The organism is Amycolatopsis japonica, from assembly GCF_000732925.1.
In the GTDB taxonomy this organism is placed as follows: domain Bacteria; phylum Actinomycetota; class Actinomycetes; order Mycobacteriales; family Pseudonocardiaceae; genus Amycolatopsis; species Amycolatopsis japonica.
In genome coordinates this window covers 4,193,707-4,211,048 of sequence record NZ_CP008953.1, presented here as the reverse complement: position 1 = coordinate 4,211,048, position 17,342 = coordinate 4,193,707, and the positions used below count along the sequence as shown (strand labels likewise).

Here is a 17,342-nt window from a genome sequence, read left to right as displayed (position 1 = left end):
TGTGGGTAATCTTCCCTTTACTTTCCAATAGTAAGGAAAGTTTCCTATTTAACTCCGCCGCCCTGACCGTCGGCGCGCCAACGTCGGTGCCGTCGACGCGAGAGGAGAAGCCGAATGCGTTGGGACAAGATCCGTCTCCGGGTGACGGCCGCACTGGCCGCCGGGCTGCTGGCCCCGGTCGCCGCCGCGAGCACCTCGATGGCGACCGAGACCGCGGCAGAACCCGCAACGCAGGCCGCCGCCGCGCTGCCGCCGGGCAGTCCGGCGGCGATCAACGGACAGCTGAAGGTCTGTGGCCTCCAGCTCTGCAACTCCGCCGGCAAGCCGATCCAGCTCCGGGGCATGAGCACCCACGGGATCCAGTGGTTCAGCCAGTGCGTGAAGACCGCTTCGCTCGACGCGCTGGCCAACGACTGGAAGGCCGACGTCCTCCGGATCTCCATGTACATCCAGGAAGGCGGCTACGAGACCAACCCGCGCAAGTTCACCGACATGGTGCACGGGTACATCGAAGAGGCCACCAAACGCGGGATGTACGCCCTGGTCGACTGGCACCAGCTCACGCCGGGCGACCCGAACGCGAACCTCAGCCGCGCCAAGACGTTCTTCACCGAGATCGCCCAGCGGCACAAGGACAAGACCAACATCATCTACGACATCGCCAACGAGCCCAACAACGTCAGCTGGGACCGGGTCCGTAGCTACGCGGAGCAGATGATCCCGGTCATCCGCGCCCAGGACTCCGACGGCGTCGTGCTGGTGGGCACCCACGGCTGGGGCTCGCTCGGCATCTCCGACGGCCGCAACGAGACCGACATCATCAACAACCCGGTGCGCGCCAGCAACTTCATGTACACGTTCCACTTCTATGCGGCGTCGCACAAAACGGAGTACTTCAACGCGCTGAGCCGCGCCGCGAGCAAGATCCCGCTGTTCGTGACCGAGTTCGGCACCCAGACCGCCAGCGGTGACGGTGGCAACGACTTCACGAACTCCCAGAAGTACCTGGACTTCCTGGCGTCGAAGAAGATCAGCTGGACCAACTGGAACTTCTCCGACGACAGCCGTTCGGGCGCGGTGTTCAAGCCGGGGACCTGCTCGGGCAGCTCGTTCACCGGCACGGCTCCGCTGAAGCCCGCCGGTGTCTGGATCCGGGACCGCATCCGCACCGCGGACAACTTCCCGACCTCCTGATCCCGGCAGCACGCACGTCAGGAAAGGGTCGTTCAGGACGGAAAACGTCTTGAACGACCCTTTCCTGACACTTCAGCCGAGCGGTTCGAAGTCCAGCGTGGCGAGGCGGTCCGGGTCGGCGAGGATGTCGATCGCCGCGATCTTCCCGCCCACGACGGTGAACGCGAAGACCGTCGTCGGGACGCCGTCCTTGGTGACGACCATCCCGGCCGCGCCGTTGACCAGCGCGGGCCGCAGTTCCGCGCCCTCGCCCGCGGCGCGGAACATGAGCGCCTGGCTCGCGATCGTGGCCGCCCCGCGCACGAAACGCGACGTCCCCGCCGGCGCCGCGCCGCCCTCGGCGCGCAGGATGACGTCCGGGTCGAGCACCGAAACGAGGGCGTCGAAATCGCCGCCCCGCGCGGCGGCGAAGAACGCGTCGACGACTTCCCGCTGACGGCCGAGATCCGCGTCCGGGACCGTCGGCGAACCCTGCAGACGACGGCGTGCGCGGCTGGCGAGCTGCCGCGTCGCCGCGGACGACCGGCCCACGATCGGTGCGATCTCGTCGAACGGCAGGGCGAACATGTCGTGCAGGACGAACGCCAGCCGCTCGGCGGGGTCCAGCGTGTCGAGCACGACCAGCAGCGCCAGTCCGACCGAATCCGCCAGCAGGGCCTGGTGTTCCGGGTCGATCCCGCCCGCACGGCCGATGATCGGGTCGGGGAGCTGGGCGCCCACCGGCTCTTCCGGCCGGGACTTGCGCGAGCGCAGCATGTCGAGACAGATCCGGCTGACGACGGTGGTCAGCCAGCCGCCGAGGTTGTCCACCTCGCCGGAATCCGACCGGCTCAGGCGCAGCCAAGCCTCCTGCACCGCGTCGTCCGCCTCGCTCAGCGAACCGAGCATCCGGTACGCCACCGCCCTCAAATGCGTCCGGTGCTCTTCGAAACGCCGCGCCAGCCAGTCGTGTTCGTCCACGGTCCCCATCCTTCATCGCTCAGTCGTAACCCTGACGCGTGGGGGAACGGAGATGTGACAGGCCCTCGGGCGCGGGGCATGGGCGGCCCTACCGCCGCGGGTAGCCGCCGTCGACCTCCTTCACCGGTTTGTGGGGGAAGCGGCGTTCGGCGTAGGCCTTCGCCGGGGAGCCTTCCCGCACGTACAGAGTCTCCACCTTGTCCTGCAAGGGTTTCACCACGGTGCCGAGGAAGCCGCGCCGGTCTTCGAGATAAGGCCCGAGCACGTCCTCGCCCGCCGGGCAGACCGCCATGCAGTACGCGGCCTTGTAGTTCGGCTTGAACGCGAGGCTCTGCCACATCGACACGTTCTCCGAATCGCTCACCCTGGACCGGAAGTCGGCGGCGTCCTCGCTGTCGGCCACGGTCTGCGCCCAGTCGGTGAAGCCGCTCATGAACTCGCGGTAGTTGTGCGTCGAACAGGCGAGGAAGTCGAATTCGCCGGTCTTCGAGATCGCGCCGATCGGGCACGCGGCGACACACAGCTTGCATTCCAGGCAAGGGTTGTAGCCGATCGCCTCGCCGTAGGTGGACACCTCGGCGTCGACCAGCAGGGTCGCCAGCAGCACGAAGTTGCCGAATTTCGGGTGGATGACGTTGCGATGCAGCCCCATGGCGCCGAGTCCGGCCGCGACGGCGACCGTCTTGTGCGCGACGACCCAGATCCGGCCGGGGTAGTGCTCCATCTCCATCGGGAACGTCGCCGACGGGTTGATCGCGCGGTACCCGGCGTCCTGCAGCGTCCGGACGATCGAGTGCCCGGCCTCGTTGATGATCTCGCCGGTGCGATGGAACTCCTGGTTGGCGACGCTGCGGGCGGGGGAGCGGACGTCGTCGCGGTTCATCCGCACCACGAGCGAGACGAGGGTCTTGGTGCCGGGCAGCGCGCGCTGGACGTGCTCGCGTTCGCCCGCGAGATCCGGGTGGTCGAGTGAGACCGCGGCCGCGTCGTCGGCGCCGGCGGCGAGGCAGATCTCCTTGAGCCAGGCGGCATCGATGACCGGCGACGGTTTGTCTCGCGGTTTGGCGAGCACCGCCTGTACCGACGGGTGATCCTTCAGTTTCCTGGGGAGCCGGTCGGTCACAACGCCTCCAGGATGGTCGCGTTGGCCTGGCCGCCGCCTTCGCACATGGCCTGCAGGCCGTACCGGGCGCCGTGGTGGTGCAGCGCGTTGACCAGCGTGCCCATCAGCCGGGTCCCGCTCGCGCCGAGCGGATGCCCGAGCGCGATCGCACCGCCGTGGACGTTCACCTTGGCCGGGTCGGCCCCGGTTTCCTGCTGCCACGCCAGCACGACACTGGCGAAGGCCTCGTTGATCTCGAACAGATCGATGTCCGCCAGGCTCAGCCCGGCGCGCCGCAGCACCTTCTCCGTCGCCGGGATGACGCCGGTGAGCATGAGCAGGGGGTCGGATCCGGTGACGGCGAAACTGTGCAGGCGGGCCCGCGGCCGGAGGCCCAGCCTCGCCGCGGTCTCGCTGGACGTGATGAGCACGGCCGAGGCGCCGTCGTTGATCGGGCTGCTGTTGCCCGCGGTCACCGACCAGTCGATCTGCGGGAAGCGCGCGGCCACGTCCGCGTCCTGGAACGCCGGGCGCAGTTTGGCGAGGGTTTCGAGGTCGGTGCCCGGCCGGACCGACTCGTCGGTGGACACCCGGCCCGACGGCGTCTCGATCGGCACGATCTGGCTCGCGAATCGCCCGAGTTCGTGTGCCCGCGCCGCCTTCCGGTGCGAGGACATCGCGAACTCGTCCATCGCTTCCCGGCTGAGCGACCATTTCGCGGCGATGAGTTCGGCGCTGATCCCTTGGGGGACCAGGCCTTCCGGATAGCGCTCCGCGACGCCGGGGCCGAGCGGATCGGTGCCCGGCAGCACGTTGGACCACATCGGGACCCGGCTCATGGACTCGACGCCGCAGGCGATGACGACGTCGTACGCGCCGGCCATCACCCCTTGCGCGGCGAAGTGCACCGCCTGCTGGCTGCTCCCGCATTGGCGGTCGACGGTGGTGGCGGGCACGGATTCCGGCAGCCCGGCGGCGAGCGCCGCCCACCGCGTGACGTTCTGGGCCTGTTCGCCGACCTGGTCGACCGCGCCGCCGATGACGTCGTCGATCAGCTCGGGGTCGAGCCCGTTGCGCTCCACGAGCGCCCGCAACGTGTGGGCGAGCAACTGGACCGGGTGGATCTCGTGCAGGGCGCCACCGGGCTTGCCCTTGCCGATCGGGGTACGGACGGCGTCGACGATGACCGCGTCGTGCACGGCTGCCTCCAGTGGTGAGTTGGGATCTCCAACTCACTGTGGCACCGAGTGGGTTGGAAATCAAGACTCACCGGGTTTACGCTGGTCGCATGACCGAAGGACCGAGGGACTGCTCGATCGCCAACGCGATGGAGGTGATCGGGGAGCGCTGGAGCCTGCTCGCGCTGCGTGAGGTGTTCTTCGGGGCGCGGCGGTTCGACCAGATCGTCCGCAACACCGGTGCGAGCCGGGACATCCTGACCGCGCGGCTGCGGAAGCTCGTCGAGACGGGAATCCTCGAGAAACGGCTCTACGAGGAGCATCCGCCGCGCTACGAGTACGTGCTCACCGAGGCGGGGCACGCGCTCAACCACGTGCTGCTGAACCTGATGGCGTGGGGTGACGCGTACGTCACCGAGGGACCGCCGCCGACGGTGTGGCGGCATTCGTGCGGCGAGGTGCTCGCGCCGGAGACCGTGTGCGCGCACTGCCATGAACCGGTGCGGGAGAAGGACATGACGCTGGTGCGGAGTACGCGCCGCTCTTGAGCTGTCCGTGAAGGCCTCCTTGAGGGACCCAGAGTCCCTCAGGGAGGCCTTCACGGACAGCCGCTAGCCGCGGGTCCGCCACTCCCGCGCGATCATCCGCATGAGCGCCGGGTAGATGATCAGGTACCGGAACGGCTTGATGAATCCCATGTACACCCGGCCGAACAGGCCGTTGGGTTTGACCAGTACCGCCATCTGACCGCGGTATCCGCCCTGCCCGTCTTCGACCCACGCGATGTGCATGACGCCGTGCATGGTCCGGTTCGCCATTTCGGCGGCGAACTCGTCTTCGAGCCGGTAGAGCGGGGTGAACGGCAACCAGTCCTCATCCGGGCCGGTGGGTGTGTCGCGGAGTTCTGGCGGCAGCTTGCCGCGGAGCGATCCCACTCGGGTGTCGAGGCCGGAACTCCGCTTGTCCAGCCCGAGCAGTCCGCCGAGCTTCCATCGCAGCGCCCACAACGCCCGGACGGGGAGTGGCGACCCGTCCGGGAAGTTCCCCGACGAGAACTGCTTCACCAGCTTGCCGAAATCGTCCGGTCCGCCGGGTGTTCCGAGCGCCCAGACGTCTTCGAGGTCGAAGTCCCCGGCGATCTCGTGGATCCGCCACGAGCGGGTGGTGTGGGCCGTTTCCGCGAGTTTCATGCCGCCACCACGAATCCGACAGTCATCGTCGTAGTTCCTCCCAGTGCTTCCGCCATCTGTACGGTAGCGTATATATCGTCCTCGTGGTGCTGAAGTGACGGGAGATACGGTGATCCCATGGCCGCCGAAACCCGGACCCCGCCGAGCGCCTGGATCGACGCGGGGCTGACCGCCCTCGCCTCCGGAGGTCCCGACGCGGTCCGCGTCGAGGTGCTCGCGAAAGCCTTGGGCGTCACCAAAGGCGGCTTCTACGGCCATTTCGCCGATCGAGGCACGCTGCTGGAGGAAATGCTCGCCACTTGGGAACGGATGAGCACCGAGCTGCTGTTCGAGAGCGTCGAGAGCGAAGGCGGTGACGCCAGGGCGAAGATCCGGCGCGCGGGATTGCTCGCCGGCGAGCGCCTGCTGCCGATCGACCTCGCCATCCGGGACTGGGCCCGGCGCGACGGGGCGGTGGCCGACCGGCTCCGGCGGGTCGACAACCAGCGGATGGACTACCTGCGTTCCCTCATGCGCGAGATCTTCACCGACGAGGACGAGGTCGAAGCCCGCTGCCTGCTCGCGTTCTCGCTCCTGATCGGCAAGCACTTCATGGCCGCGGACCACGACGGCCGGTCGCGGGACGAGGTCACCGAGCTGGCTGGAGCACTGCTGCTGGGCGGCGGACCCGTCGGGTGACGGGTTACTCGTCTTCATCCTCAGGAGTGGTCGGGACCTGCTTCCGCGCCACGTAGATGAGCAGCCCGATGATCACCACGGGGCCGACGAAGATCAGGATCTCGTCCCAGCCGCCCTGGTGCATCATCACCACCCGCGCCGCGATGCTCATGAGCCGGAGACCAGCGCGATCCCGAGCGCGGTGTAGCCGATCATCAGCGCCAGCATCGGGTACTGGCCCACCTTGACGTAGTTCGCGCGCAGCACGCCGACGGAACGGTCATGTGCCGAGGTTACGGCCAGCACGTGCCCGGCGACGATTCCGGCGATCTGCACCAGCGCGATCACGCCGGTCGACAAGACCGTGTAGTCGATCGCGCGGCCGAAGCCCTGCTGCCCCGAGAACACGGCGAACGAGAAGTAATGCGCGACCGTGTAACCGACCATGATCGGGATCAACGACGGCGCGAAGGCGGGATACGGGTCGAATCCGCGGCGCAGGTACGGCCTGGTCAGACTGATCGCGCCCGCGTAGGCGCCGTAGGTGAGCGCGATACAGATCGCGAGACCGGCGGTGCCGCCGAGGACACCGGCATCGAGCGACGTCCAGAACGGGAGCCGGGTCAGGCCGTCGAACGCCGTCGAGCCGAGCACCACCAGTACCAGCGCGGTCAGCCACGGCGCGGGGGAGATGGTGAGCAGGCCGTCCAGCGGATTCCGGACCACCAGACGTCCGTCGGCACGCCTGCCGAACGGGGAGAGGGCCGCGATCAGGCGCGCGTAGACCTCGAAAGCGTCACCGCGGTCGAACCAGCGCGGACCGAAGACCACACCGAGCGCGATGTGTATAACGGCATACACGGTGCCGAAAAGAGCGATCGCGCGAGGCGAATCCGAGTGCGGGAACACCAGTTCCAGCCATAAAAACGCCAAGAGGCCGACGATCGCGGGCAGATAGCCGAGCCGGTCCGGGAGCTCGCGGTGCCGGAACGGGATGAGCGACGCGACCGTCCTCAGTGGATTCAACCACCGCCAGGCCGGGCCGAACAGGAGCGAAAGCGGAACGAGCCCGACCCAGAACCAGACGTAGAACCAGGCGGGGGCCGGGTTGTCGGAAGAGCTGTCGGGACCGGCCCACGCCATCGCCAGAAACCCCGCGAACAACACCACGCCCAGCACGCCCGACGCGACCCGCGAGAACGCGCTGTCGACGAACCGTTGCAGGCCAAGAGGAAGAGGTCTCCCGGCGTCGGCGCCGCGCAGTTTGGGCTTCTTCCAGAGCACGGTGAGCGCGAAGAACGAGACCACGACGGCCGCGGCTCCCGCGTAGAGCGCGAGCCACAGCGGGACCGGCAGGTCGGACCGGCCGCCGAGCCCGTGCGCCAGGATCATCCGCTCACCCGGAGCTTGGTCACCGCCGCGCCGCTCTTGTGCAGTTCCACCTCGAAGATCCCGTCGATGTTCGCGGTGAAGGCGACCGTCCCCGGGACCCCGGGGGAGAGCTGGGCCGCCTTGTCGTAGCCGTGGACGTGGAGTTCGTCCGGCTGGTCGGAGGTGACTTCTAGGGCGACGTTCTCGCCGGTGCGCACCGCGACCTCCTCGGGGCCCGCCGTGCGCTTGCCCTCGGTGATCGAGAACTTGACGGTCCGGGTGCCGGTGGCCGGTTCCGGGCCGGTCGTTCCCGAGCAGCCGGTCACGGCCAACAGCGCGGCCACGGTGATCGCGCCGATCCTCCGCATCGAGGTCCCTCCAAGTCGTACGCCCCGGCTTGCCCGGCCGGGACCTTGCGCCTATCGTGTTACCCCAAGGTAACAGTTACTTAGGTTAGCAGGAAGGCGAGCACGGTGTTCATGGCTCAGGAGAGCCCGCCTGCCGGCGGAGCGCAATTCGGGCAGATCGTCATCGCGGGCCTGATGTTCACGGCGGTCTTCCTGCCCTTGGCTCTTTTCGTGCTTCGCGAGCGCGCGGGGAAGCGGACGGTCTTCGGTCGCGTCGCGGACTGGATGGCCGGGCTCACCGGCCTGCCGCGCTGGGCCGCGCTGCCGATGTTCGTCGCCTTCCTGTCCGGGATGTCGGCGCTGATCGGCGTCTACTGGGACGTGCCGATCCACATGGAGCTCGGCCGCGACGAAGGCCCGCTCGCGAACCCGTCGCACTACCCGATCTACTTCGGACTGATGGGCATCTTCGCCAGCGGCGTGCTCAGCGCGACCCTGGCCACGAAGGATCTGCCCAAGCGCACGTTCAAGATCGGCCCGCACTGGCGGGCGCCGATGGGTTCCATCCAGATGATGGCGACCGGGCTGGTCGGCATCGCGGGCTTCCCGCTCGACGACGTCTGGCACCGCCTGTTCGGCCAGGACGTCACCGAATGGGGGCCGACGCACGTCCTGATGATCGGCGGCGGCGTGTGCGTCGTGCTGGGCCTGCAACTGCTGCTCGGCGAGGCGCGCCAGGTCGGTGCGACCGGACCGGTCGTGCGCCTGCTCGGCCCCGTCCTCGCCGGTGCCTGGATGATGGGCGCTTCGGCGTTCCTCATGGAGTTCGATCTCGGCGTCCCGCAGTTCCCGATGCTGTCGCAGGTCGTGCTCGTCGGCCTGATCGGCGCCTGGACGCTGACCTACGGCCGGCTGTCCTGGGGTCCCGGCGGCGCGCTGATCGTCCTCGCGGTCTTCCTTGCCTCCCGCGCTTCGTTCGCCGTCATCCCGCTGTTCGCCGATCTGCACGTGGCGTCGCTGCTGCCGTACGTCGCCGAAGCGGTGATCATCGAGGTCGTCGCCTTCGCGATGCGTAACAGGCAGGGTTATACGTTCGCCGCCGTCGCCGGTCTGCTCGTGGGGACGGCCGGGATGCTCGCCGAGGCGGCGTTCACCCATTGGCTGATGCCGAATCCCTGGCCCACGGCGCATCTGCCGCTGTTCGTCCTGTTCGGGACCGGCGCGGCGCTCGCGGGCGCGTTCATCGGGGTCTGGCAGTACCAGCGAGTGGAGGAGACGGCGACGCGGGTGCCCGCGGCCAGCCCCCGGCACTCGGTCGGGCTCGTCGGCGCGCTGGGTGCGGTCGCGCTGATGTCGGCGGTCGCCGTCCCTGCCGATCCGGAACCGGGGTTCACCGCGGACGTCCGGCTGACCGAGGCCGCGACCGGGCTGCCGATCTCGAACCCGCACGGCGGCGGCACGCCTCGCTGGGTCGACGCGACCGTCACGCTCTCGCGGCCCGACCTGGCCGACGACGCCGTGTGGCTGAACGGTTTCGCTTGGCAGGGCGGCGATTTCTTCACCGCGCCGCTGGAGAAGATCGGCGACGGGGTGTACCGCACGGCCCAGCCGCTGCCGGTGTTCGGCCAGTGGAAGACCGGGATCCGCGTGCACGTCCCGAACCGCGTGATGGGGCTCGCCCCGATCTACGCGCCCGCCGACCCGGCCGCGAACGCGCCGTCGATCGACGCGACGTCCGGCACGCGCCCGTTCATGTCCGAGATCGAGTTCCTGCAACGAGAGCGGAAGTCGGAGACGCCCGCGGTGCTGTGGACGGTCGCGTACGTGACCGTCGGGCTCATCTTCGCCGGGATGTGGGCGCTGTTCGCGTGGCTCTACGCGGCCGCGGCCACCGCGCGGCGGCGCGAGGTCTCCGTCGGCTGACGTCCCCCGCGTTTCGTCCTCTGGATGCGGTACTTGCGCGTGCAACGACCGCATCCAGAGGACGAAACGCTTTGCTCGCACTTCGTCGCACGTATCGATTGGGCATCATCGCGCGCAAGACTTCTGCAAGCCCGCTTCCCTTGAATACCCAGGACACTGCACGTGTCGCCGTTTCGCGCGCCGAAACGGTGACGCACCGCAACGTCGGCAAGACGTAAAGTAGCTGTCGACCACGCGACGACATCCGCCGTGCACGATCGGTATTGGCGAGTCATTGCGCGGTTACCGCGACATGTGGTTACTTTTCCGCCTTGGGGGTTGGGTTACAGCGAGTTTCGATGGGGTGGTCTTCGTGCGCACAGAGCGTTTTCCGAGGCGACGGCGTGGTCTTCGCGTGGTCGCCGTCCTCGCCGCTTCGGCGGTCGCGACGGTGCCTTTCGTGCCCGCCGCGGCGGCACAGCAGCAGGGCAAGGTTCTCCGGGTGGCGCTCACGACCGGCATCGACCACCTGAACCCCTTCACCGCCCAGCTGGCGGCGTCGACCCAGGTCGGCCGGTTCAACTACGAGTTCCTGACCCTGCCTTCGGCCGAGGACACCCAGCCCACGGGCGGGATCGCGGAGTCGTGGAAGACGTCGGACGACAAGCTCACGTGGACCTTCGCCATCCGTCAGGGGATGAAGTGGTCCGACGGCAAGCCGATCACCGCGCAGGACCCCGCGTACACCTTCCAGCGGATGCTCGACGACGAGAACGCCCGCACGGCGAACGGCAGCTACGTCACCAACTTCGCCTCGGTGTCGGCGCCGGACGACAAGACGCTCGTCATCAAGACCAAGGCCCCGCAGTCGAGCATGACCTCGCTCGACGTCCCGATCGTGCCCAAGCACATCTGGGAGCCGATCAAGGATCTCAACGCCCCTTCGACCGACGAGATGGCCGTGGTCGGCGTCGGCAGCGGGCCGTACCTGCTGACCGAGTACAAGAAGAACGAGTTCGTGAAGTTCAAGGCGAACAAGGACTACTGGCGCGGCGCGCCCAAGGTCGACGAACTGCAGCTGCTGCAGTTCAAGGACGCCGAGGCCGCGGTCAACGCGTTGAAGCAGGGCGAGGTCGACGTCATCAACCGCCTCACGCCGACGCAGTTCGACGCGCTCAAGGGCGAAAAGAACATCACCACGAACAAGGCACCGGGCCGCCGGTACAACGAGCTCATCATCAACTTCGGCGTCAAGAACGTGCTCGACCAGCCGATCGGTGACGGGAACCCGATCCTCAAGGATCTCCGCGTCCGCAAGGCGATCGCGCAGGCCGTCGACACCAACACCATCGTCGAAAAGGTGATGAACGGCTACGGCCAGGCCGGGACCGGCGTCGTGCCGGCGATCTACAAGGCCTACACCTGGACCCCGTCCGACGCCGAGAAGACCAAGTTCGACATCGCGGCCGCGAACGCCACGCTCGACCAGGCCGGCTACGCCAAGGGAGCGGACGGCATCCGCGTCGCCCCCGGCGGCGCGAAGCTGGAGTTCCGCCTCGCCGGGCACGCGAACCGGCCGTTCGACCAGCGTGTCGCACAGTTCGTCACCGGCTGGCTGAAGGACGCCGGCATCGGCGTCAAGCAGGAACTCGTCTCCGACGACGAACTGGACGACCGCACCACGGCAGGCAACTACGACCTCGCGATCTCCGGCTACGGCACCTCGCCCGACCCGGATTACGCACTGAGCCTGAACACCTGTGCCGGCCGCCCGAACGCGGAGGGCAACGGCGGCAGCTCGGCGACGTTCTTCTGCGACCCGCGCTACGAAGACCTGTACAAGAAGCAGCTGACCGAGTTCGACCCGGCCAAGCGCGCCGAGCTCGTCAAGCAGGCGCAGGCCGTGCTGGCGGGCGAGTACGTCGACGTCGTCCTGGACTACGACAACGTGCTCGAGGCCTACCGCTCGGACAAGTTCTCCTCGTTCACCAAGCAGCCGCAGCCCGACGGCGCGATCCTCGAGCAGTCCGGCTACTGGGGCGTCTACGGCGCCACCCCGGCCGACGCGGCCGCTGCCGGGTCCGAGGAGAGCGGCAACACCGGATTGTGGATCGGCATCGGCGCGGTCGTGCTCGTGGTGCTCGTCGGCGGCGGTGTGCTGCTCGGGCGGCGCGGCAAGTCGGCCGAGGACCGGGAGTAAGAGCAGCGTTGACCGAAGCACTCAGTTCCCTCGACCAGTCCTCGGCGCTCGTCGATCCCGACGAGCGCCGGGGCGGGACCGGCACCGCCCGGTTCGTGCTCTCCAAGATCGGCGGCGCGCTGGCGAGCCTCGCGCTCGTCGTCGTGCTGGGGTTCTTCCTGTTCCGGACGCTGCCCGGTGATCCCGTGCGGTTCATGGTCCGCGACCGGCCGACCGACCCGAAGATGATGGCGGAGCTGCGTGCCCAGATGGGCGTGGACAAGCCTCTGCTGCAACAGTTCTGGGACTACGTCGTCGGTCTGCTCCAAGGCGACATGGGTGTCTCGTACCTGCAGCGGCGCCCCGTCTTCGACATGATCGGCGAGCGGTTGTGGCCGACGATCCTGCTCGTCGGCAGCGCGACGGTGCTCGCGGTCGCGCTCGGCCTGTGGCTCGGCATCCGCGCGGGCTGGCGCCGGGGGAGCGGGTTCGACAAGGCGCAGACCGGGATCGCGCTGACCCTGTGGTCGGTCCCGCAGTTCTGGCTCGGGCTCATGCTGCTCGTGGCGACCGACGGGCTCTTTCCCAGCCGGGGCATGCATTCCCCGGACGTCGCGCCCGGCTTCTTCAGCGAGGGGCTCGACGTCCTCCATCATCTGGTGTTGCCGTGCGTGACCCTGCTGGTGGTCTTCTACGCGCAGTACATGCTGGTCATGCGGTCGTCGCTGATCGGCGAGATGAACTCGGACTACCTCACCACCGCCCGGGCCAAGGGCCTCCGCGACGATCTGGTGCGCAAACGGCACGCCGTGCCCAACGCCCTGCTGCCGACGGTGACACTGGTCTTCATGCAGTTCGGCATGGTGGTCTCGGGCGCGGTCTCGGTCGAGGCCGTGTTCAGCTGGCCGGGGCTCGGGCAATTGCTCTACGAAGCGCTCCGCGGACCTGATCTGCCTGTCCTGCAAGGAGTCTTCGTCACCCTCGCCGGCGCGGTGGTGCTGATGAACCTGCTCGCGGAGTTGCTCTACCGCGTGCTCGACCCCAGGGTGCGGACGGCATGACCACAGCGGAAAAACCCGGTTCGATCGTCTGGCGCCGCCGCCGCGAGGCCGTGGCGAAGCGCTGGCACGAGTTCACGACGAACAAGGCGGGCGTCTTCGGACTGGCCTTCCTCGGCATCCTCACCGTGCTGGCCATCCTCGCGCCGGTGATCTCGGACGAGTCCGGCCTCGACGTCACCAAGGCCCACGGCGGTTCGCTGAACCCGCCCAGTGGGGAATTCTGGCTGGGCACCGACATCGACGGCCGTTCGGTGCTGCTGATGACGTTCTGGGGTGCGCGGATCTCCTTGCTCGTCGGGTTCTCGGCGGCCTTCCTCTCGGTGCTGATCGGCACGATCATCGGGATCGCGGCCGCGCATTTCGGTGGCTGGCTGTCCGGGTTGCTGCTGCGGTTCACGGACTTCTTCCTGGTGCTGCCGTCGCTCGTCCTCGCCGTGGCACTGGCGTCGGTGCTGGAGCAGGGCGCGATGACGGTGATCGTCGCCATCGGTGTCACCGCCTGGCCGAGCACCGCCCGGCTGGTCCGCGCGCAGACGCTGACGATCGAAGGCCGTCCGTACATCGAGCGCGCGAAGGCGCTCGGCGGCGGTCACCTGCACATCGTCGGCAAGCACGTCCTGCCCGGCGTCATGCCGCTCGTGCTGGCCAACACCACGCTCGTCGTGGGCAACGCGGTCATCGCGGACGCGACGCTGGCGTTCCTCGGTGTCGGCAACCCGAACACCGTCTCGTGGGGAGCCATGCTGCAGACCGCGCTGAACAACGGTGCGATCAGCAAGGGTGCCTGGTGGAACCTGCTGCCGCCGGGTGTCGCGATCGTCGTGGTCGTCCTCGCCTTCACCCTCGTCGGACGCGCGCTGGAGACCGTGCTGAACCCGCGCCTGAAGGGACAGCACTCATGAGCCCCTTGCTGGAACTGAAGAACCTCGGCGTCACGTACGCCACCGGAAGCGGCGAGGTCGCCGCCGTCCGCGGGGTCGACCTCGTGCTCGAACCCGGCGACACCCTCGGCGTCGCCGGGGAGTCGGGGTCGGGGAAGTCGACGGTCGCGATGAGCGTGCTGCGGCTGCTCCCGCGTTCGGCGAAGGTCAGCGGCGAGATCCTGCTGGACGGCGAAGACGTCACCGCCATGAAGTGGGGCAGGCTGCGCGCCGTGCGCTGGGCCGAGGCCTCGGTCGTCTTCCAGGGCGCGATGCACGCGCTCAACCCGGTGCGGAAGATCGGCGAGCAGATCGCGGAGCCGATCCGGCTGCACCCGCCCGGCGGCAAGGCGCTCTCGGACGGTGAGATCCAGGCCAAGGTCAAGGAACTGCTCGAGCAGGTCGATCTGCCGGCCGGCCGGGCCGGTGCGTACCCGCACGAACTGTCGGGTGGGCAGAAGCAGCGCGTCATGATCGCGATGGCGCTGGCCTGCTCGCCGCGGCTGATCATCGCGGACGAGCCGACGACCGCGCTCGACGTCGTCGTCCAGGCCCAGGTGCTCGACCTGCTGGGCAGGCTGGTCGCCGAACAGGGGATCGGGCTGATCATGATCAGTCACGACCTGTCGGTGCTCGCAGCGACCTGCCGCCGGATCGCGGTGATGTACGACGGCGAGATCGTCGAGGAGCGGCCGAGCGCCGAGTTGATGAGCGCGCCGCACCACGAGCACAGCAAGGCGCTGGCGGCCGCGTTCCCGACCGTCGGCGATCCGGTGTCGCGGTTCGCGCCCGCGACCAGCACACCGCTGCCACCGGAACCGGAACGCAGCGCCGACCAGCCCGCGCTGCTGGAGGCCGAGGACCTGCGCGTCAGCTTCCGCGATCGCAGTGGCAAGCGCATCGACGCCGTCGCCGGGGTGAGCCTGCAGGTGCGGAAGGACGAGATCGTCGCGCTCGTCGGCCAGTCCGGCTCCGGCAAGACGACGCTGGCCCGGACGCTGCTCGGGCTGCAGAAACCCGATTCCGGAACGGTGCGCTACGACGGCAAGCCGGTCCCGCTCGGTGGCGCCGGGCTCAAGGCGTACCGGCGGCAGGTCCAGCTCGTGCTGCAGGACCCGACGAGCGCGCTGAACCCGAACCACACGGTGTACGAGGCCGTCGCGGAAGGCCCGCGCATCCACGGAATGGGCGCGAACGAGCACGAGATCGTCGTCAAGGCGCTGGAAGCGGCCGAACTGCGGCCCGCGGAGAAGTTCCTCGACCGGCTTCCGCACGAGCTTTCCGGCGGGCAGCGGCAGCGGGTCGTCATCGCGGGCGCGCTCGCGCTGGACCCCGGCGTCATCGTGGCGGACGAACCGGTGGCGTCGCTCGACGCGTCGGTGCGAGGGGAGATTCTCGCGCTGTTGCTGCGCCTGCGGCGTGAACTCGGTCTCGCCGGGCTCGTGATCACCCACGACCTCGGGCTGGCCTGGAACATCGCCGACCGGGCCGCCGTGATGTACCGAGGGGAGCTGGTGGAGGTCGGCACGGTGGAGGAGGTCCTGCTGGACCCGAAGCACGACTACACGAAGTCGCTGCTCGCCGCGTTGCCCGGTGGAACCGCGCGGGAAACCCCCATTGCCGCGCACTCGCACAGGCGCGGTGTGTAACCTCCAATCTCGAAATGGCGACCACGACAGACCCCCAGCAGACGCCCTCGGCCGGTTCCCTCGGCGAGCGGCTACGGGTGCCTTCCCGGTTCCCGTACCGCACCATCGCGATGGGGACCATCGGCAGCACGCTGCTGATGCTGGCGGCGCTCGGCGCCGGTGGCATCCTCATCCGTGACCCGATCCTGGGGCACGGGCCGCTGTCGTGGATCCGCTACGGCCACGGCCGCATCCTCGCCAACACGATGCTGTACACGGGCTTCGCGCTGATCATCTGGGCGTGGGTCCGGCTGGGCCGCTACGCGCTCGCCGGCCGGATCGGCAGCCGCCCGATCGTCATCGCCGCCGCCTGCTGGATGGCGCCGCTGCTGGTGTCGCCGCCGCTGTTCACCCGCGACGTCTTCTCGTACCTCGCGCAGGGCGCGCAGCTGCTGCATGGGCTCGACCCGTATGCCAACGGTCCTGCCGAGCTGACCGTGCTGCCGGACGTCGTGCAGAACGTCCATCCGCTGTGGCAGACCACGCCCGCGCCGTACGGCCCGCTGTTCCTGCTGGTCGCCAAGGGGATCGTCTCGGTTACCGGCAACGACATGATCGCCGGTGTCATCGCGACCCGGCTGGTGCTGATGATCGGCCTGGCCGGGATGCTGTGGTCGCTGCCGCGCCTGGTCAAGCACCTCGGCGGCAAACTACCGATCACCCTGTGGCTCGCCATCGCGAGCCCGATGACGGTGATCCACCTCGTCGGCGGCCCGCACAACGACCTGCTGATGCTGGGCTTCCTCACGGTGGGCGTGCTGGCCGCGCTGGAGCGCAAGCACGTCGTCGCGATCGTCCTGGTCACCATCGGCATGCTGATCAAGCCGACCGCGGCGTGGGCGCTGCCGTTCCTGGTCTGGGTGTGGGCGAACCACCTGCCCGGCGACCGGAAGGTGGTCAACTTCTTCCGCGCGGGCGCCGCGTCGGTCGGGATCTTCCTGCCGGTGTTCGTCGCGGGCACCTGGCTCTCGCTCGGCTCGGTCAACCTGGGCTGGCTGACCGGCCTCAAGGCGCCGACGCTGATCGCGAACTGGATGAACTTCCCGACCGGGATCGGCGAGATCTTCTACTCGCTGGTGAACCTGGTGATCGACGTCGAGGTCTCGCCGTTCGTCACGGTGTTCCGGGCGATCGCGATGGTCGGCCTGTTCGTCTTCGCCGGCTGGCAGTGGTGGCTGGCGCGCGACGGCGGCTACCCGGCGATCCACCGGATGGCGATCGTCCTGCTGGCCGGTGCGATCGTCCCGCCGCCCTCGCTGCCGTGGTACCTGACCTGGGGTTTCGTGGTCCTGTCGGCCTTCGAATGGCGTCGCCGGAACCTGGCGGTCGTCGTCGCGGTTTCGGTGTTCGTGACGCTGGTCTACTACCCGACGGGGGAGCAGGCGCTGTACGACTGGTGGTTCATGGCCGGCGTCGTCGCGGCGAGCGTGTACGCGGCCGCTTCGCTGCTTCGGCCGGATCCGCTGGGGATCATCGCGGCCTGGCGGGGGAAGCCGGTGGAGCAGTTCCTGCCGGTCGAGGCTCCTCGGTCGTCCTGATTTTTGGTACATGAAGGCCCCCTTCCTTGCGCTAGACGCAAGGAAGGGGGCCTTC

Annotated in this window: 16 protein-coding genes; 9 read left to right on the top strand and 7 right to left on the bottom strand. The window is 68.6% G+C overall.

Annotated features, from left to right (window positions below; all coding sequences use genetic code 11):
• Positions 1–114: 114 nt before the first annotated feature.
• Entirely contained in the window at positions 115–1,194 is a 1,080-nt protein-coding gene (locus tag AJAP_RS19550; protein ID WP_037337618.1) for a glycoside hydrolase family 5 protein, read from the top strand.
• A gap of 72 nt (positions 1,195–1,266) precedes the next feature.
• Here the strand turns inward: AJAP_RS19550 and sigJ are convergent, their stop codons facing one another.
• The 3 genes from sigJ to AJAP_RS19535 all read right to left on the bottom strand — a co-directional run bounded on the left by sigJ (position 1,267) and on the right by AJAP_RS19535 (position 4,455).
• Entirely contained in the window at positions 1,267–2,154 is an 888-nt protein-coding gene (gene sigJ / locus AJAP_RS19545; protein WP_038523459.1) for an RNA polymerase sigma factor SigJ, read from the bottom strand.
• Between the two features lie 88 nt (positions 2,155–2,242).
• Positions 2,243–3,277: a (4Fe-4S)-binding protein gene (locus AJAP_RS19540; RefSeq protein WP_038513769.1), complete on the bottom strand. Its 1,035-nt coding sequence runs from the start codon at positions 3,275–3,277 to the stop codon at positions 2,243–2,245.
• On the bottom strand, positions 3,274–4,455 hold the full coding sequence (locus AJAP_RS19535; RefSeq protein WP_038513767.1) for a thiolase family protein: 1,182 nt from the start codon (positions 4,453–4,455) through the stop codon (positions 3,274–3,276). Before AJAP_RS19535 ends, AJAP_RS19540 begins: the two co-directional genes overlap by 4 nt.
• Positions 4,456–4,544: 89 nt before the next feature.
• Between AJAP_RS19535 and AJAP_RS19530 the strand changes: the two genes are divergently transcribed.
• Entirely contained in the window at positions 4,545–4,982 is a 438-nt protein-coding gene (locus AJAP_RS19530) for a winged helix-turn-helix transcriptional regulator (protein WP_038513765.1), read from the top strand.
• Positions 4,983–5,045: 63 nt separating this feature from the next.
• Here AJAP_RS19530 and AJAP_RS19525 read toward each other — a convergent pair whose 3' ends face one another.
• Complete coding sequence (locus AJAP_RS19525) at positions 5,046–5,624, bottom strand: DUF2867 domain-containing protein (protein WP_038513763.1); 579 nt, start codon at positions 5,622–5,624, stop codon at positions 5,046–5,048.
• Positions 5,625–5,741: 117 nt separating this feature from the next.
• Here AJAP_RS19525 and AJAP_RS19520 point away from each other — a divergent pair, with 117 nt between their 5' ends.
• Positions 5,742–6,302, top strand: coding sequence for a TetR/AcrR family transcriptional regulator (locus AJAP_RS19520; RefSeq protein ID WP_038513761.1), 561 nt, complete (start codon positions 5,742–5,744; stop codon positions 6,300–6,302).
• Positions 6,303–6,306: 4 nt separating this feature from the next.
• Here AJAP_RS19520 and AJAP_RS44385 read toward each other — a convergent pair whose 3' ends face one another.
• The 3 genes from AJAP_RS44385 to AJAP_RS19510 are packed head-to-tail and all read right to left on the bottom strand — an operon-like array spanning position 6,307 to position 8,020.
• Positions 6,307–6,453 (bottom strand): hypothetical protein, encoded by a 147-nt coding sequence (locus tag AJAP_RS44385; RefSeq protein ID WP_167551714.1) that lies wholly within the window; start codon positions 6,451–6,453, stop codon positions 6,307–6,309.
• Entirely contained in the window at positions 6,450–7,673 is a 1,224-nt protein-coding gene (locus AJAP_RS19515) for a hypothetical protein (RefSeq protein ID WP_038513759.1), read from the bottom strand. Before AJAP_RS19515 ends, AJAP_RS44385 begins: the two co-directional genes overlap by 4 nt.
• Positions 7,670–8,020: a cupredoxin domain-containing protein gene (locus AJAP_RS19510; protein ID WP_038513758.1), complete on the bottom strand. Its 351-nt coding sequence runs from the start codon at positions 8,018–8,020 to the stop codon at positions 7,670–7,672. Before AJAP_RS19510 ends, AJAP_RS19515 begins: the two co-directional genes overlap by 4 nt.
• A 111-nt stretch (positions 8,021–8,131) precedes the next feature.
• Here AJAP_RS19510 and AJAP_RS19505 point away from each other — a divergent pair, with 111 nt between their 5' ends.
• From AJAP_RS19505 to mptB, 6 genes are all read left to right on the top strand, one after another.
• Positions 8,132–9,922, top strand: a complete 1,791-nt coding sequence (locus AJAP_RS19505; RefSeq protein WP_228694984.1) for a hypothetical protein — start codon at positions 8,132–8,134, stop codon at positions 9,920–9,922.
• A gap of 394 nt (positions 9,923–10,316) precedes the next feature.
• The gene (locus tag AJAP_RS19500) at positions 10,317–12,101 is read left to right on the top strand and encodes an ABC transporter substrate-binding protein (protein ID WP_038513755.1); all 1,785 of its coding nucleotides are present in this window, start codon (positions 10,317–10,319) and stop codon (positions 12,099–12,101) included.
• An 8-nt stretch (positions 12,102–12,109) separates the two neighbouring features.
• Positions 12,110–13,141: an ABC transporter permease gene (locus tag AJAP_RS19495; protein ID WP_037337648.1), complete on the top strand. Its 1,032-nt coding sequence runs from the start codon at positions 12,110–12,112 to the stop codon at positions 13,139–13,141.
• The gene (locus AJAP_RS19490) at positions 13,138–14,043 is read left to right on the top strand and encodes an ABC transporter permease (protein ID WP_016334228.1); all 906 of its coding nucleotides are present in this window, start codon (positions 13,138–13,140) and stop codon (positions 14,041–14,043) included. The genes AJAP_RS19495 and AJAP_RS19490 overlap by 4 nt, the downstream gene beginning before the upstream one ends.
• Positions 14,040–15,710, top strand: coding sequence for a nickel ABC transporter ATP-binding protein NikE (gene nikE / locus AJAP_RS19485; protein ID WP_038513753.1), 1,671 nt, complete (start codon positions 14,040–14,042; stop codon positions 15,708–15,710). The genes AJAP_RS19490 and nikE overlap by 4 nt, the downstream gene beginning before the upstream one ends.
• Positions 15,711–15,724: 14 nt before the next feature.
• Positions 15,725–17,287 (top strand): polyprenol phosphomannose-dependent alpha 1,6 mannosyltransferase MptB, encoded by a 1,563-nt coding sequence (gene mptB, locus AJAP_RS19480; RefSeq protein ID WP_038513751.1) that lies wholly within the window; start codon positions 15,725–15,727, stop codon positions 17,285–17,287.
• The last annotated feature ends 55 nt before the right edge of the window (positions 17,288–17,342 follow it).

Bases quoted from the DNA above. Each gene is read 5' to 3' on its own strand.
- AJAP_RS19490 (WP_016334228.1), top strand. From the start codon at position 13,138: ATGACCACAGCGGAAAAACCCGGTTCGATCGTCTGGCGCCGCCGCCGC.
- AJAP_RS19530 (WP_038513765.1), top strand. From the start codon at position 4,545: ATGACCGAAGGACCGAGGGACTGCTCGATCGCCAACGCGATGGAGGTG.
- AJAP_RS19525 (WP_038513763.1), bottom strand. From the start codon at position 5,624: ATGAAACTCGCGGAAACGGCCCACACCACCCGCTCGTGGCGGATCCAC.
- AJAP_RS44385 (WP_167551714.1), bottom strand. From the start codon at position 6,453: ATGAGCATCGCGGCGCGGGTGGTGATGATGCACCAGGGCGGCTGGGAC.
- AJAP_RS19550 (WP_037337618.1), top strand. From the start codon at position 115: ATGCGTTGGGACAAGATCCGTCTCCGGGTGACGGCCGCACTGGCCGCC.
- AJAP_RS19520 (WP_038513761.1), top strand. From the start codon at position 5,742: ATGGCCGCCGAAACCCGGACCCCGCCGAGCGCCTGGATCGACGCGGGG.
- AJAP_RS19505 (WP_228694984.1), top strand. From the start codon at position 8,132: ATGGCTCAGGAGAGCCCGCCTGCCGGCGGAGCGCAATTCGGGCAGATC.
- mptB (WP_038513751.1), top strand. From the start codon at position 15,725: ATGGCGACCACGACAGACCCCCAGCAGACGCCCTCGGCCGGTTCCCTC.
- AJAP_RS19515 (WP_038513759.1), bottom strand. From the start codon at position 7,673: ATGATCCTGGCGCACGGGCTCGGCGGCCGGTCCGACCTGCCGGTCCCG.
- AJAP_RS19510 (WP_038513758.1), bottom strand. From the start codon at position 8,020: ATGCGGAGGATCGGCGCGATCACCGTGGCCGCGCTGTTGGCCGTGACC.
- nikE (WP_038513753.1), top strand. From the start codon at position 14,040: ATGAGCCCCTTGCTGGAACTGAAGAACCTCGGCGTCACGTACGCCACC.